Origin of the sequence: Providencia sp. R33 (genome assembly GCF_019343475.1) — a bacterium.
GTDB lineage: Bacteria > Pseudomonadota > Gammaproteobacteria > Enterobacterales > Enterobacteriaceae > Providencia.
Window position 1 is genome coordinate 3,790,393 of the sequence record NZ_CP072453.1, and the last position, 14,298, is coordinate 3,804,690.

The following is a 14,298-nucleotide window of genomic DNA, read 5'->3' on the forward strand; positions in this document are numbered from 1 at the left end:
TAAATCGATGAATTAATCTAAATAACACGAAAACTGAGCGGTTATCGTTCTATTTTTCATTCTAAATAGATTTTTTACTTCATCGATTGAGAGGCTTTATTATGAGTATTCCAGCTAATTTTAATGGTCAGCGTCCTGTTATTAACCCGAACGATGCGGTGATGTTATTAATTGACCACCAAAGTGGGCTTTTCCAAACTGTCGGTGATATGCCGATGACTGAATTGCGTGCTCGCGCTGCGGTACTGGCAAAAATGGCTTCACTGGCGAAAATCCCAGTGATCACCACGGCTTCTGTGCCACAAGGCCCTAATGGCCCTCTGATCCCTGAAATCCATCAAAATGCCCCTCATGCACAATACATTGCCCGCCGCGGTGAAATTAATGCGTGGGACAACCCTGAATTTGTTGCTGCAGTGAAAGCGACAGGTAAAAAACAGCTGATTATTGCAGGCACTATCACTAGTGTTTGCATGGCTTTCCCTGCTATTAGTGCTGTGATGGATGGCTACCAAGTTTTTGTTGTGATTGATGCATCAGGTACTTACAGCAAAATGGCACAAGAAATTACATTAGCGCGCGTGGTTCAAGCCGGCGTGGTACCGATGGATACCGCGGCAGTTGCTTCTGAATTGCAAGGTACTTGGAACCGTGAAGATGCCGCTGAATGGGCGATGGCATACACGCAAATTTTCCCTGCTTATCAATTGCTGATTGAAAGCTATAGTAAAGCGCAGGACGTTTTGAAAAGTAATGAACAATTAGATTCAGAACGCTAATCAACCCCGCGAATATTTAACTCACGAATTAAAGATAGCCTTTTAATACAAAGGGCTATCTTCTCTCACTCTATTTTTGGGATTAAGTAATGAGCAAAATTGCACTGCCGTTATTGGCATCTTTATTGGTTTTTGGAACAGCACAGGCAGCAGACTATAAATTAGACCCAACCCACACCAAAGTGGTGTTTTATATTGACCATTTCAATACTTCTACCAATAGCGGTGGATTTCATAATATCAGTGGGAATATGACCTATTCACCTGAAAAATAAAACGGGGATGTCTATGTTCCCCGTTTTTTATTTGTATGAGATAGGAATTACAGCTGGGGACGTTTTACAAAGCCAATCGCTTCGTACACTTTGTCCAAAGTTTCTTGAGCGCGAGCAGCGGCTTTGGTTGCGCCTTCATCCATAATTTGGTTTAGCAGTGCTTCGTTATCACGGAACTCGTGGTAACGCGCCTGTAAGCCTGTCAGCATGTCAGATACGGCTTCTGCAACGGCACCTTTAAGATGACCGTACATTTGGCCTTCAAATTCCGCTTCGAGTTCTGCAATTTTCTTACCTGTCACACCCGCCATGATATCCAGTAAGTTGGAAACTCCCGGTTTGTTTTCTAAATCATAACGAATGCGAGGCGGCTCTTCAGAGTCTGTCATGGCACGTTTGATTTTTTTCACAACAGATTTTGGGTCTTCAAGCAGTGCGATTACGTTATTGCGGTTGTCATCAGACTTGGACATTTTCTTAGTTGGATCTTGCAGTGCCATGACGCGAGCACCGCCCCCTGTTGGGATGAACGGATCTGGAACTGTGAAAATATCACCATAAATGGCATTGAAACGCTGTGCGATATCGCGGCTTAATTCAAGGTGCTGTTTTTGGTCAATACCAACAGGTACTTGATTAGTTTGGTAAATCAAAATATCTGCCGCCATCAGCACGGGGTAATCAAATAAACCTGCGTTGATGTTTTCGGCATGGCGCGCTGACTTGTCTTTGAATTGGGTCATGCGGCTGAGTTCGCCGAAATAAGTGTAGCAATTCAGTGCCCAGCTGAGCTGTGCATGTTGTGGCACATGGGATTGCACAAAAATAGTGCTTTTTTTCGGGTCAATGCCACAGGCTAAATAGAGCGCAAGGGTATCGAGAGTTCTTTTACGCAGTTCGACAGGGTCTTGGCGAACGGTGATGGCGTGTTGGTCAACGATACAGTAAATGCAGTCAAAATCATCTTGCATCTGTACCCACTGACGTAATGCACCCATGTAGTTACCGATGGTTAATTCACCGGAAGGCTGTGCGCCGCTGAATACGATAGGTTTCTGGGATTGCTTTAGTTTTTCAGTGGGAGTGCTCATTTTAAATTATGTCCTTGCTTATTTTATTTCAGATAAACCGATTGCAGGTAATAGGCCTGAAAAATGGGTTAACACGCAGTCAGGCTCTGTCAATGCAATAGATTCACCATAGTTATAACCGTAGGTCAGACCGACACACGGGCATCCAGCGTTTCGCGCTGCAATAATATCATTACGGGAATCACCGACAAAAAGCAATTCTTCTTTGCGTAAACCGAAGGTCCCCATTGTTAAGTAGAGGGGAGCAGGGTGCGGTTTTAAGGCTTTAACATCGTCGCTGCCTAACACAAGGGAGAAATAGTGGTCGATATTCAATTTTTTTAGCAGAGGGGCAATAAATGGGGTCGCTTTGTTTGTCACAATTCCCATTGGTAGCCCATGTTTTGCCAACTGTTCGAGTGTTTCTCTGACTTCAGGAAACAGCTCACTGCCAGTTGTGACAGATACGGCATAATATTTATCAAAGCTTTGGCGAGCTTGTTTTTGCAAGTCAGGTGTGATGGTGGCATTAGCCCAAGTGAGCGCTCGCTCAACTAAGACGTCGACTCCATTACCAACCCAGATTGAGACGCGTTCTTTGCCAGCGGGGGGAAAATCAAAATCGTTCAGCATGTTGTCGATGGCTTCTGCTAAGCCACCGGCACTGTCAACAAGGGTTCCATCTAAATCGAAAGCAACGGCTTTGATATTCTCTAATACAACTTGAGTCATTGAGATACCTTTTGTAATTCAACACGCATTGCATCGATAACGGTTTTGTAATCTGGCTGATCAAAGATAGCTGAGCCTGCAACGAAGGTGTCGGCACCTGCTGCGGCAATCTCTGCGATATTATTCACTTTCACACCGCCATCGACTTCCAAGCGGATATCATAGCCACTTTCATCAATTAATTTACGGACTTGGCGCAACTTATTGAGGGTTTGTGGGATAAAGGATTGGCCACCAAAGCCTGGGTTAACTGACATCAGCAAAATCATATCCACTTTATCCATCACATAATCAAGGTAGCTCAGTGGCGTTGCTGGGTTAAATACCAGACCTGCAGTACAGCCGCTTTCTCTGATTAATTGCAATGAGCGGTCAACGTGATCGCTGGCTTCAGGGTGGAAACTAATGTGTGTTGCACCCGCTTTTGCAAAATCAGGAATGATCCTGTCGACGGGTTTTACCATTAAGTGAACGTCAATGGGGGCTGTAATGCCGTAATCACGTAATGCCTTACAAATTGGCGCCCCAAACGTCAGATTAGGAACGTAATGGTTATCCATAACATCAAAATGCACGATATCCGCGCCTGCCGCGAGGACATTGGCGGTATCTTCGCCTAAACGGGCAAAGTCAGCAGATAAAATAGATGGGGCAATGAGGAAGTTTTTCATTATTGTCTCCGAGTATTAGTCGTTATCTGAGAGCCATTCAGCGCTAGGTACAGGTTGTTGCATTTTTTTCTTATTCGTTTTTCTAGGAGAAAGGCTATTAATTTCATTCGTATACAAAGCCAGTAATTCATTGACTTTACTACGGTTTAATATATTTCTACTAATGGTGCGACGTACTTTAACAATATGCAATTGAGCTTGATGATACCACTCTCTGGTTGAGGGGGTATCATGATTTGATATCAACACTGGGATTTTACTTTCTGTTGATAATTTATGCGCCAAAATCGCCAAATTTTGTTGCTCTAGCGCGCTAAATGAATTGGTGTGGTAAGCCGTGAAATTTGCTGTTTCAGAAAGTGGTGCATAAGGTGGATCACAGTAGATGACGGAGCCTTCCCTTGCATTTAACAAGGTTTCACCATAGTGCTGAGTGATAAAAGTGGCTTGTTGTGCTTTCTCTGCAAACCACAAAAGTTCTTCTTTGGGGAAGTAGGGTTTTTTATAGCGGCCAAAAGGCACGTTAAATTCACCCTTTGAGTTATAACGGCACAAGCCATTATAACAGTGGCGATTTAAGTATAAAAAAAGCACGCTGCGTTTTTCCATATCATCGGATTTATTAAACGCTTCACGCATCAAATAGTATTGTTCTGAAGTATTAAATTCAGGCGTGAAGATGCGCTGGGCTTCTTCAATAAAAAAGTCAGTTCGGTGTTTAACTGTATTATAGAGGTTGATGAGGTCACTGTTGATATCTGCCAGTATGTAAGATTCATAGCTGGTATTTAAAAACACTGACCCTGCACCAACAAAAGGCTCAATTAAGCAATCACCTTGTGGAAGGTGTTTTTTGATTTCTTCCACAAGGGGGTATTTACCCCCAGCCCATTTTAAAAAAGCGCGTTTTTTTTTCATGCCGTCTTATTATTACAATCGTTTAGAGTAACTACATTTATACTCTGTCAGGACAACATAATGCGCCCGGGGGAAAACGTTGTTATTTTTGATCCTGTTTGACTTGTTTCATATTTCTTACCCACGGTTTTTTCGCTTGAACAGCAGCAGGTAATGTCCCTATTGCATTTTTTGCATCAGTGACTGAGTTATAGTTACCGTGAATAAGAACATACCAAGTTTGCCCATTACGAATCGTTTTATAAACCTTGTAGTTGGCAAGTTTGTTTTCTTTTGCAAAAGCTTCCAATGTGTCTGAACGGCTGGCACTGCTTAATTGAAGTGTATAGCTCCCCGCAGGTGCAGACATGACATTACTGCCTTGGTTATTAGCCGTTGCAGCAGGTTTCGTTGGTTGCTTCGGTTGAGTGGGTTGTTTTGGTTCTACCGTTTTTGGTTGTGTTCTTTCTGGTGTTACTGGTTTCACCACTGGTTGTTGCTCAACAGGTTTAACAACGGGTGGATTCAGTGGTGTTACATTCTGTGGTTGTGTTGTGCCCGGTGTAGGGACTTGGCCTTGGTTTAAGGCATCAACAACATCACCTGGAATTTCGATTCGCTCACCTAAACCATTCGGCTGAGTTTGCAACTCACCTTGGGTTGGTGTTGGCGTGATTTGTGAACCTGTAATTTCTTGGGCTTGTCCTGGCTGGGTTTGACTTTGAGTATTGGTCAAAGAGGAAGAGCCAGATAAATCAATGTTTTGCTCAGTATTATTACTGGTTGTTTGCTGACGTTCATGTTCAGTCGGAGCTTTTAATGCAGAGCTGATGGCAATAATCAGTAGCAATAAAACGAGCACACCGACGCCAATCATGATGTGTTGGCGCGATAAGGTAATTTTAGGTTTCACACTTGTTGATTGGCGTGAACGCCCTGCTGGTCTGTCTGATGTATCTGGCCTAAGGTCGTTTTGACCTTGCGGCTGGTTATCTGGTTTAAATTCGTCCATTTTCCTCTCCCGAATAAAATTTGCCTATAGTAGAGATAAAATGTCTCTTATCAGTACAACCTGTTAACGACCAAGCAGAGTTTTCTGCTCGTTTTTAAAGCATAGATTCTTTCGTAATACCATGCTAATCCGAATGGTATTTTTTGTATGCTTTTTTGAAGTTCGTATTGAGGCGTCGGCATACCGTATAATTTAACGACTTTGAACAGCATCTACCAGTAACATTTTAAAACACTCGTATAAATTAGGTATTTTCTTTATTTTTGGCGATGCACAAGGCCTTTTTGCCATAATTTTATGGTGTACAAGATGTTATTGCGGCAATTACCGTTTGCGAATCAAGATCTGAACGCATTTCTGAGTGCCCGATAGTGGTTGGTAGAATTAAATGCAGTTTTCCACTCATCACTTTTTTATCACGCATCATATGTGGTAGATAATCGTCCGGCTTCATTTGTGAAGGGCCTTTGACTGGGAGTGAGGCACGTTCTAATAGTGCAATAACGCGTTGTGTTTGCGCTGGTGTGAATTGACCAATCAATTCAGCGGTTTTCGCCGCCATGACCATACCCGCTGCGACAGCTTCACCATGCAACCAGACACCGTAGCCCATATGCGCTTCGATAGCGTGACCGAAGGTATGACCTAGGTTAAGTAATGCTCGGAGGCCGCTGGTTTCTTTTTCATCTGCCGCAACAACTTGTGCTTTGAGCTCACAGCAACGGCGGATGCAATAAGCCATTGCTTGGTTATCTAAAGCAACCAGTGCATCAATATTGTTTTCCAACCACGTGAAAAATTCACCATCAAGGATGATGCCATATTTAATGACTTCAGCAAGGCCAGAAGCCAGTTCTCTTGGTGGGAGTGTTTTTAAGCAATCGAGGTCAATGACAACAGATGCGGGCTGGTAAAACGCCCCAATCATATTTTTCCCTAATGGATGGTTGACCGCGGTTTTACCACCGACAGAAGAATCCACTTGAGATAGCAATGTGGTTGGAACTTGAATAAAGCGAACGCCACGTTGATAACTTGCCGCAGCGAAGCCGGTTAAATCACCGATAACTCCCCCACCAAGAGCGATGAGGGTAGTATCGCGGTTATGATGTTTTTCAAGTAATGCAGTAAATACATCATTCATAATAAACAATGACTTATACTGTTCGCCATCAGGTAGGGTGATGGAATCTACTTTGACACCAGAAGCCTCAAGAACACGTTTTATCTTCTCAAGATAAATGGGCGCCAGTGTTTCGTTTGTCACTATCATTGCTCGTTGACCTGCAGCTAATGGCCAAAATGCACCTGTTTGGTTATATAACCCAGGGGCAATATTGATTGGATAACTGCGTTCGTCCAGCGTAACGGTGACCTTTTCCATCTTGTTCTACCTTGAATTCATTACTGACAAAATAACACGATGATAAATTAGTTTTTTTCTAACATTTCGATGATTTGGCTAGCAACGACTTTGGCGCTTTGTTCATCCGTATGAATAGTAATGTCTGCAATTTCTTCATACATTGGGTTGCGTTCGTCAGCCAATTTCTCGAGCACTTCACGAGCAGGCTCATCAACCTGTAATAGTGGTCGTTTTTTATCACGTTGCGTACGAGAAAGCTGTTTCTCAATTGTGGTTTCGAGATACACAACGACACCGCGAGCTGATAAGCGGTTGCGGGTTTCTTTGGATTTAACAGAACCGCCACCCGTCGCTAGTACAATGCCTTGTTTCTCAGTGAGTTCATTGATGATTTTTTCTTCGCGATCACGAAAGCCTTCTTCGCCTTCAAGGTCGAATACCCAGCCGACATCCGCGCCGGTGCGTTTTTCTATCTCGTGATCAGAGTCGAAAAACTCCATATTAAGCTGTTGTGCCAACTGACGGCCAATAGTGCTTTTTCCAGCGCCCATCGGTCCAACCAGAAAGATATTGCGTTTCTCTGCCATGTTTTTTGGTATTACTACGATTATTCGTTAATGAACCCGCCCCGCCAATAAAAAATTAGCAGCGGGACCTAAACTGAAACCTCATTAGTGATGATGTGAGATCAGATAGGAAAATTATCTCAACACATCAACTAGGATTGCAACTATATAAATGTGGCACTAAGCGAACAAAGTGCCACATTTTAAATTACAGGTTTCTATATTTGAGCCGTCGTTATTGCCTAATGCTTTGTTTAGCATGGTCTTTAACAGGTTTAGAATACCATGTGTGAGCATATAATTTCTGTTAACTGTAGAGCAAAATAATTGTGGCTGTTTTATAAGCGACTGACAGCTTGTTCTTTAATCTAAGGATAGTTAGAACATTCAATGGATAACCTTGTATGCTAAAACGACGTCAGCGTCAAATTTATCCGGTAGGTTTATGGCATAAAAAAACTTTTTTTGTCACACTCTTTGTCTTATTGTCTATTCAACTACTTGAAGTATAGGTGTTATTTTACTCATACTAAATATTGATTAGTTTTGGCGTAATAAAAACCACCAGAACCCGCCTATCAATATGTTCCGCACTATTTGTAAACAATGCCCCTAAAAGAGGGATTTGAGAAAGGAAGGGAAGGCCTGTTTGTGTTTTCTCTTGTTTTTGCTGAAAAATTCCACCTAATATCAGCGTCTCATTATTTTTAATGGTGACGGAAGTTGCGATTTCTTGTTTGTTTATCGCTAAATGGTGATTTTGGCTGCTGGTGAGTGCGGTATCTGGTGAGTTATGGCTAATTTTTAGGTTTAATTCTACTTTTTCATCACGGATGATCGTGGGTGTCACATCCATACCTAAGACCGCATCCTTAAATTGTACGTGGGTCTTTTTTTCACTGCTGGTGACATAAGGGATTTCAGTACCTTGCTGGATACTGGCGGGTTGTTGATGTGAAGCCATTAACCGTGGGCTGGCAATAATGGATAATAAATTTTCTTTTTCTAACGCGTTGAGCTTCATTTCTAGCAACCCTTCACTCAATTTTAAAACGTTAAATGAAAATTGCCCTGGCGCAGAGTGATAGCGATTATAGCGGTTAAGCCGGTTGTGTGTTGTATTGCCTGCTTGTAACCCCCATTCAAGGCCCAGCTCCTGTAGCGCTGTCTTACTACTGCTAATAATATGCGCGGTGATCTGAACTTGTTGTTGAGGTAAATCTTTCTGTTTGATCCATTCTTCAATGAGTGTGAGACGTTCTTGGCTATCTTTGATGATCACGCTATTTGTTGTCGCTTCGTGACGAATGGAGGCTTTTGGTGACAATAACGCGACCTCGGGTTGACCAAGTAAGTGGTGAACCTCTTGCGCTTTTATTGAGACTAATTTGAAAATTTTCTCAATCCAAACCTCGTTATTGGTATCCAAAGGTAAAGCGTGACTCGTGGCTTGAGGGGGAATATTTTCTTCTATGGGCAACAAAGGCACAAAAGGGTCACGGATTTGTTCTGCAAAAGCAGCGCTAAACGTTAACGCCAAAATGGTGATCATTCGCGTTACGACAGAGATTAAGGTGTTATTCATGGCTATTTTCATCCTTGATAGCGGCTGAATGAATTATTGATGACAGCGTTATTGAGGCAACCAAGACATTTTTTTTCTGGCCAAGCGTGACCTCTGAGTAATGCCATATATGGGGTGAGGGGGAAGATATTAGCTGTTGAATAAAATGATAAATATTGGCAAAACCCCCCTGTATTTCCATAAAATAACCTTCGTTATTATTCATAGGTTGAAGCTTGTTGAGTGTAACGGCGGACTGGCTAATGAGGGCATTGAAATGCGAAAATAGTGCCAGAGGGCGGTTATCGGATACCGCGTATTGTTCAAGGTGTTCAATTTGTTGTGCTAATTGGCTTACTGGTGGAAGTTGTTGAATACGTTGTTCTTCTTTTTGAATGTGGTCAGATAAACGTGTTATTTCATCTTCTAATTCAATAAGTTGTATTGAAGACTTTTCCCAATAGAAGAAGTAGCCTACCACTAGAATCACGCCAATAAAGGCAATGACGGGTAAGGTTTTCAGCCAAAAAGGGCGGTACCAAAAGGCATTGAGTATTTCATTCATTTGCCTCTCCTTGATGCTTCGCGGCGATGTGCAGACGATTTAATTGTTGATTTCGGCTAAGTTGTTTTAATTGAACCCCACTTAGATTTTTCTGTTTTGCCAGCCGCTGGCTAAAAATCGCCATATTTTGAACATCATAGCTATTGGCTTTGATATCAAGTTGACCATCAATCAGTTGGAAAGAAGTCAACCAGCTTTTTGACGGCGTAATTGTCGGTAAGCTATGCAGCAAAACCAGAAGTGCTTGGTTGTTTTGCTCAATAGCTTTATGTTTATTTTGTTTTTCAATCAGCTGGTTTAATTGAGCCTGTTGATGTGTTCTTTTTTGGCTGAATTGTTGTATTTGCTGGTGTTTTTCTTGCGCGCTATGCAGCGATATTTGTTTGCTCTCAATATCAATTTTTTGGAATACATATAAAAAACAAAAAGTAGCAAGCGTGGAGCAGCATAATGCGCAGGTGAAAAGGATAAATTCACGCTTCTTTTTCATCACTTCCTGTTGTCGCCAAGGCAAAAAATTCACTTGATATGGGTTTGCAATTTTCATTTTTAAATATCCCGATGACGAAGCGCTAGGCCTGCGGCTATAACAAAGTCCCCTAATTGGTGTGGAAGTTTTAGATTGTGGTGTTGAAAAGCTTGGCGTAATTCCCACTGGTGTGATTGCCATTGAATATGGTGCTTATGGTCAGTTTGTTGATTTGCCGCATTGGGAGGTTGGGCTATATTTGGGTGATCGGTAATGAGGTAAATGGGTAAAGCTGTGGCGTGATCTTCTGTTTTTAGATAGGGCAAAAGCTGTGAAAGGGTGGTTATCTCATTGTCTGGAACATGATTATAATTTGCGGGCAGGCTAATTGGGCCTGACCATAACCATTCACCTTGTCTATAATGAACTAGCCAGCATTCATCAGGTAACCCACAATAGCGAGCAACGTAGCGTAGTGCGACAGGTGCAACATCAATGGCGAGTAGATTAAACCCGCTTTGTGCTAATAGGTTTTGCCAAAAGGCGATGTCCGCTTTTCGAGCACCATTGAGATAAACGTGTTGGTCGACCACGCGATAGTCAATGGCGAGTTCATGAACATCCATTGGAAAGCATTTTTCAGCTTGTGATTGCAGATACCAGCCGAGCTCAGGTTGTTGTAGGTGGACTTGGCTTGGTAATGAAATTTGTTGCTTTAATGTGCGAACTGCCGGTAAGGCGATAGAAACTGCGCAGTTTTTCGGTAGTTTCTGACGCCACTGTATTAAAAGTTTTAGTAGAATTTGGTGTTGTTCTGGGTCTGAATTATCGGTTATTTCGAAAGGAAGTTGCTGCTGCCAACATTCACATAATGACCAGTATTTTCGGCGTCGTTTTGTGGCAACTAACTGAATTTTATTCTGATAGATGTCGATCCCAATGTGCCATTTTGATGTGTACATAGTTAATTTCCTTATCATTAGCAATTAAATTACGTTTTCTATTGTGCTGTATAAGCTTTATACTATGCGTTAGTGATATCTAAACCCTCTTGTTAGCCGAGCATGGGAATTTTCCGGTGAAGTTCGTAAAATATTTTTTTATTCTTGTTTTCTGTTGCATTTTTTTGGGAACCGCCTCGATTTATGGCATGTATAAATATGTCGAAGGTGAGTTACCTGACGTTGCAACCATGAAAGACATTCGTCTGCAAATTCCAATGCAGGTATACAGTGCTGATAACGAGTTGATCGCCCAATATGGCGAAAAACGGCGTATTCCTCTTCCATTGGCCGAGATCCCACCGCTAATGGTGAAAGCGTTTATCGCGACAGAAGATAGCCGTTTTTATGACCACCACGGTATTGACCCGATTGGTATTTTCCGTGCGGTATCGGTGATGGCGTCATCCGGTCACGCGTCCCAAGGGGCGAGTACCATCACTCAGCAGCTGGCGAGAAACTTTTATTTAAGCCCTGAAAAAACCTTAATGCGCAAAGCCAAAGAAGCATTCTTAGCGATTCGCATCGAACAGATTTTTTCGAAAGATGAGATTATGGAGCTGTACCTAAATAAAATTTATTTGGGTAACCGCGCTTACGGTGTCGGAGCTGCGGCTTATGTCTATTTCGGGAAAACGGTGAATGAGCTAACTCTGAGTGAGATGGCTATGATTGCTGGATTGCCAAAAGCACCCTCAACATTTAACCCGCTTTATTCTTATGACCGTGCTGTAAATCGCCGTAATGTTGTGCTTTCTCGTATGTTGGAAGAAAAATACATTACTAAAGACCAGTATGAGCAAGCGAGAAACGAGAAAATTGTGGCGTCATACCATGCGCCGAAGATTGATTTCTCTGCGCCTTATCTTGCAGAGATGGCACGTCAAACGCTGTATGATAAATACGGTGAAGATGCATATACCGATGGTTACAAAGTGTATACCACGGTGATCCGTAAAGATCAGGAAGCTGCAACAGAAGCGGTTCGCAATAATTTGATCGATTATGACACCCGCCATGGTTACCGTGGCCCCGCAGAAGTGTTATGGAAGCCAACAGAAGCGGCTTGGGCGTCCGAAAAAATTATTGAAAAACTTAAAAAATCCCCTGTTTATGGGCCGCTTATGCCAGCGGTTGTGCTATCAGCAACGGGCTCTGAAGCGAATGTTATGTTAGCGGATGGCTCAAAAATTGATATTACGATGACGGGTGTACGCTGGGCGCGTAAATTTATTTCAGACACCCAACAAGGTGCATCGCCAAGAGCCGTGAACGCGGTTGTTCAAGTGGGTGAGCAAATTTGGGTTCGTAAAGTAAAAGATAGCTGGTGGTTGGGGCAAGTTCCCGATGTGAACGCCGCTTTTGTTGCACTTAACCCCAACGATGGTGCGATTATCGCATTAGTCGGTGGCTTTGATTTTAATATGAGCGAATTCAACCGCGTAACGCAATCATTGCGCCAAGTGGGCTCGAACATTAAGCCATTCTTGTATACCGCGGCGATGGATAAAGGCCTGACATTGTCTTCTTTACTGAATGACGTGCCAATTAGCCGCTGGGATGCGGGAGCAGGTTCTGACTGGCGCCCGAAAAATTCACCGCCACGCTATGATGGCCCAATCCGCTTACGCCAAGGGTTAGGGCAGTCGAAAAACGTGGTCATGGTTCGCGCTATGCGAGCCATGGGAGTCGACTACGCAGCTGATTATTTGATGCGCTTTGGTTTCCCTCGTGAAAATATTAATCGCACAGAGGCATTAGCCTTGGGGGCACCATCATTTACACCAATGCAAATGGTGCGTGGTTATGCGGTTATGGTCAATGGCGGGTATCTCGTTGATCCGTACTATATTTTAAAAATTGAAAATCACAATGATGAAGTGATTTTTGAAGCGAATCCGAAGCTAGCATGTCCAGATTGTACCAATATTCCAGTCGTTTACGGTGATACAGAACGTACTATCGAAATGAAAGGGATTGATGATGAATCAACAGAAGAAGTCACTCAATCTGGTCGTAGCGTTGTGAATCAAGAACCAACCATGGAAGTGGCAACCTCAGGTGATGAAAACGTGAGTTCAGGGCCTCAGTATGCGCCTCATGTGATTGGTACACCGCTTGCCTTCTTAATTCGAGATGCCATGATGACGAATATTTATGGTGAACCAGGTTGGTCAGGAACGGGCTGGCGCGCAGCAAGGGATTTAGGCGGTCGCCGTGATATTGGCGGTAAAACAGGAACCACCAATAGCTCAAAAGATGCGTGGTTCTCGGGATATGGCCCTGATGTGGTGGCATCCGCGTGGATAGGTTTTGATGATAATAAACGGACACTCGGCCGCGGTGAAGCGGGGGCGAAAAGTGCTCAGCCGATGTGGGATGATTTTATGAAATCAATCCTTGCAGGTGTTCCAGTGAAAACGATGAAGCCACCTAAAGGGGTTATCTCTGTATCAATTGACAGCCGTACGGGAAAATTAGGTTCTTCACGCCGCGAGTATTTTATCGAGGGGACTGAACCTAAAGAGTATTCTGTACAAGAAGTGGGAACCACCATTTCCACAGAAGGCGGCTCTAGCCAAGAGCTGTTCTAAAAAATAGATTTAGTAATATCTTGATGAACACCCCATTGTTATCAAAACATGGGGTGTTTTTTATGATAAAACACACTAAAAGAGTGTAAAATAGGCACTAAAGATAAGAATTGGCATAGAAAAAAAACGCGACTTATATAAAATACATCAGTAAGTGATGTTACTTACCACTTTTTAAGTAACGTTCTAAGTAGAAAAGTGCGCTAATATTTCTCGCTTCATTGAAGTCTGGGTGCTCTAGCAGTTCCATCATGCGTGCAATTGGCCACTTAACTTGCTGCAGTGGTTCAGGCTCATCGCCTTCAAGCTTTTCGCTATAGAGGTCTTGAGCTACTAATATGTTCATTTTGCTAGAAAAATAAGATGGCGACATTGTCAGTTTGGCGAGTTGAATAATGCGGTTTGCGCCATAGCCAATCTCTTCTTTGAGTTCGCGCTGTGCTGCTTCCAGTGCAATTTCGCCAGGGTCGATAGCCCCTTTAGGGAAGCCGAGTTCGTAGTTTTCGATCCCAACGGCATATTCACGTATTAGAATGAGGTGGTCATCGATAATAGGAATGATGAGAACAGCTTCGCGTTTTGCAGGGCGCATTCTTTCATAGACTCGTTTTTCACCGTTGCTGAATTCGAGGTCAACTGACTGAATACTGAATAATTTTGATTGAGCAACATCTTGAACATTCAAGATTTTAGGTTTTTTTAGCTCTGTCATAACGATTTCCAAACAAGATGGATGA

Annotated in this window: 15 protein-coding genes; 3 read left to right on the top strand and 12 right to left on the bottom strand. The window is 42.9% G+C overall.

Features of this window, described 5'->3' with window-relative positions:
• Window positions 1-101: 101 nt before the first annotated feature.
• Both J6836_RS17800 and J6836_RS17805 read left to right on the top strand, forming a co-directional pair.
• Window positions 102-779, top strand: a complete 678-nt coding sequence (locus J6836_RS17800) for a hydrolase (protein WP_219245226.1) — start codon at window positions 102-104, stop codon at window positions 777-779.
• Window positions 780-868: 89 nt separating this feature from the next.
• On the top strand, window positions 869-1,054 hold the full coding sequence (locus tag J6836_RS17805) for a YceI family protein (RefSeq protein ID WP_255586254.1): 186 nt from the start codon (window positions 869-871) through the stop codon (window positions 1,052-1,054).
• 47 nt (window positions 1,055-1,101) lie between these two features.
• On the opposite strand, the gene trpS is transcribed toward J6836_RS17805, so the two are convergent.
• From trpS to pilM, 11 genes are all read right to left on the bottom strand, one after another.
• Window positions 1,102-2,145, bottom strand: coding sequence for a tryptophan--tRNA ligase (gene trpS / locus J6836_RS17810; protein WP_219245227.1), 1,044 nt, complete (start codon window positions 2,143-2,145; stop codon window positions 1,102-1,104).
• Between the two features lie 18 nt (window positions 2,146-2,163).
• A complete protein-coding gene (locus tag J6836_RS17815; RefSeq protein WP_219245228.1) occupies window positions 2,164-2,856 on the bottom strand; it encodes a phosphoglycolate phosphatase in 693 nt (230 codons plus the stop codon).
• Window positions 2,853-3,527: a ribulose-phosphate 3-epimerase gene (gene rpe / locus J6836_RS17820; RefSeq protein WP_047756509.1), complete on the bottom strand. Its 675-nt coding sequence runs from the start codon at window positions 3,525-3,527 to the stop codon at window positions 2,853-2,855. The genes J6836_RS17815 and rpe overlap by 4 nt, the downstream gene beginning before the upstream one ends.
• A 15-nt stretch (window positions 3,528-3,542) precedes the next feature.
• Window positions 3,543-4,445 carry an adenine-specific DNA-methyltransferase gene (gene dam, locus J6836_RS17825; protein ID WP_219245229.1) on the bottom strand — a complete coding sequence of 301 codons (903 nt, stop codon included), beginning with the start codon at window positions 4,443-4,445 and terminating at the stop codon, window positions 3,543-3,545.
• An 82-nt stretch (window positions 4,446-4,527) separates the two neighbouring features.
• Window positions 4,528-5,436, bottom strand: coding sequence for an SPOR domain-containing protein (locus J6836_RS17830; RefSeq protein ID WP_219245230.1), 909 nt, complete (start codon window positions 5,434-5,436; stop codon window positions 4,528-4,530).
• Between the two features lie 295 nt (window positions 5,437-5,731).
• Window positions 5,732-6,820: a 3-dehydroquinate synthase gene (gene aroB / locus J6836_RS17835; RefSeq protein WP_219245231.1), complete on the bottom strand. Its 1,089-nt coding sequence runs from the start codon at window positions 6,818-6,820 to the stop codon at window positions 5,732-5,734.
• A gap of 47 nt (window positions 6,821-6,867) precedes the next feature.
• Window positions 6,868-7,389, bottom strand: a complete 522-nt coding sequence (aroK, locus tag J6836_RS17840) for a shikimate kinase AroK (protein WP_047756505.1) — start codon at window positions 7,387-7,389, stop codon at window positions 6,868-6,870.
• 508 nt (window positions 7,390-7,897) lie between these two features.
• The gene (locus J6836_RS17845) at window positions 7,898-8,953 is read right to left on the bottom strand and encodes a transporter (RefSeq protein WP_219245232.1); all 1,056 of its coding nucleotides are present in this window, start codon (window positions 8,951-8,953) and stop codon (window positions 7,898-7,900) included.
• Window positions 8,946-9,497, bottom strand: a complete 552-nt coding sequence (locus J6836_RS17850) for a hypothetical protein (protein WP_219245233.1) — start codon at window positions 9,495-9,497, stop codon at window positions 8,946-8,948. Before J6836_RS17850 ends, J6836_RS17845 begins: the two co-directional genes overlap by 8 nt.
• The gene (locus J6836_RS23230) at window positions 9,490-10,044 is read right to left on the bottom strand and encodes a PilN domain-containing protein (protein ID WP_219245234.1); all 555 of its coding nucleotides are present in this window, start codon (window positions 10,042-10,044) and stop codon (window positions 9,490-9,492) included. The genes J6836_RS17850 and J6836_RS23230 overlap by 8 nt, the downstream gene beginning before the upstream one ends.
• A 2-nt stretch (window positions 10,045-10,046) precedes the next feature.
• Complete coding sequence (gene pilM / locus J6836_RS17860; RefSeq protein ID WP_219245235.1) at window positions 10,047-10,928, bottom strand: pilus assembly protein PilM; 882 nt, start codon at window positions 10,926-10,928, stop codon at window positions 10,047-10,049.
• A 116-nt stretch (window positions 10,929-11,044) separates the two neighbouring features.
• On the opposite strand from pilM, the gene mrcA reads away from it, so the two are divergent.
• Window positions 11,045-13,561 (top strand): peptidoglycan glycosyltransferase/peptidoglycan DD-transpeptidase MrcA, encoded by a 2,517-nt coding sequence (mrcA, locus tag J6836_RS17865; protein ID WP_219245236.1) that lies wholly within the window; start codon window positions 11,045-11,047, stop codon window positions 13,559-13,561.
• 160 nt (window positions 13,562-13,721) lie between these two features.
• On the opposite strand, the gene nudE is transcribed toward mrcA, so the two are convergent.
• Complete coding sequence (nudE, locus tag J6836_RS17870; protein WP_219245237.1) at window positions 13,722-14,273, bottom strand: ADP compounds hydrolase NudE; 552 nt, start codon at window positions 14,271-14,273, stop codon at window positions 13,722-13,724.
• Window positions 14,274-14,298: the final 25 nt, after the last annotated feature.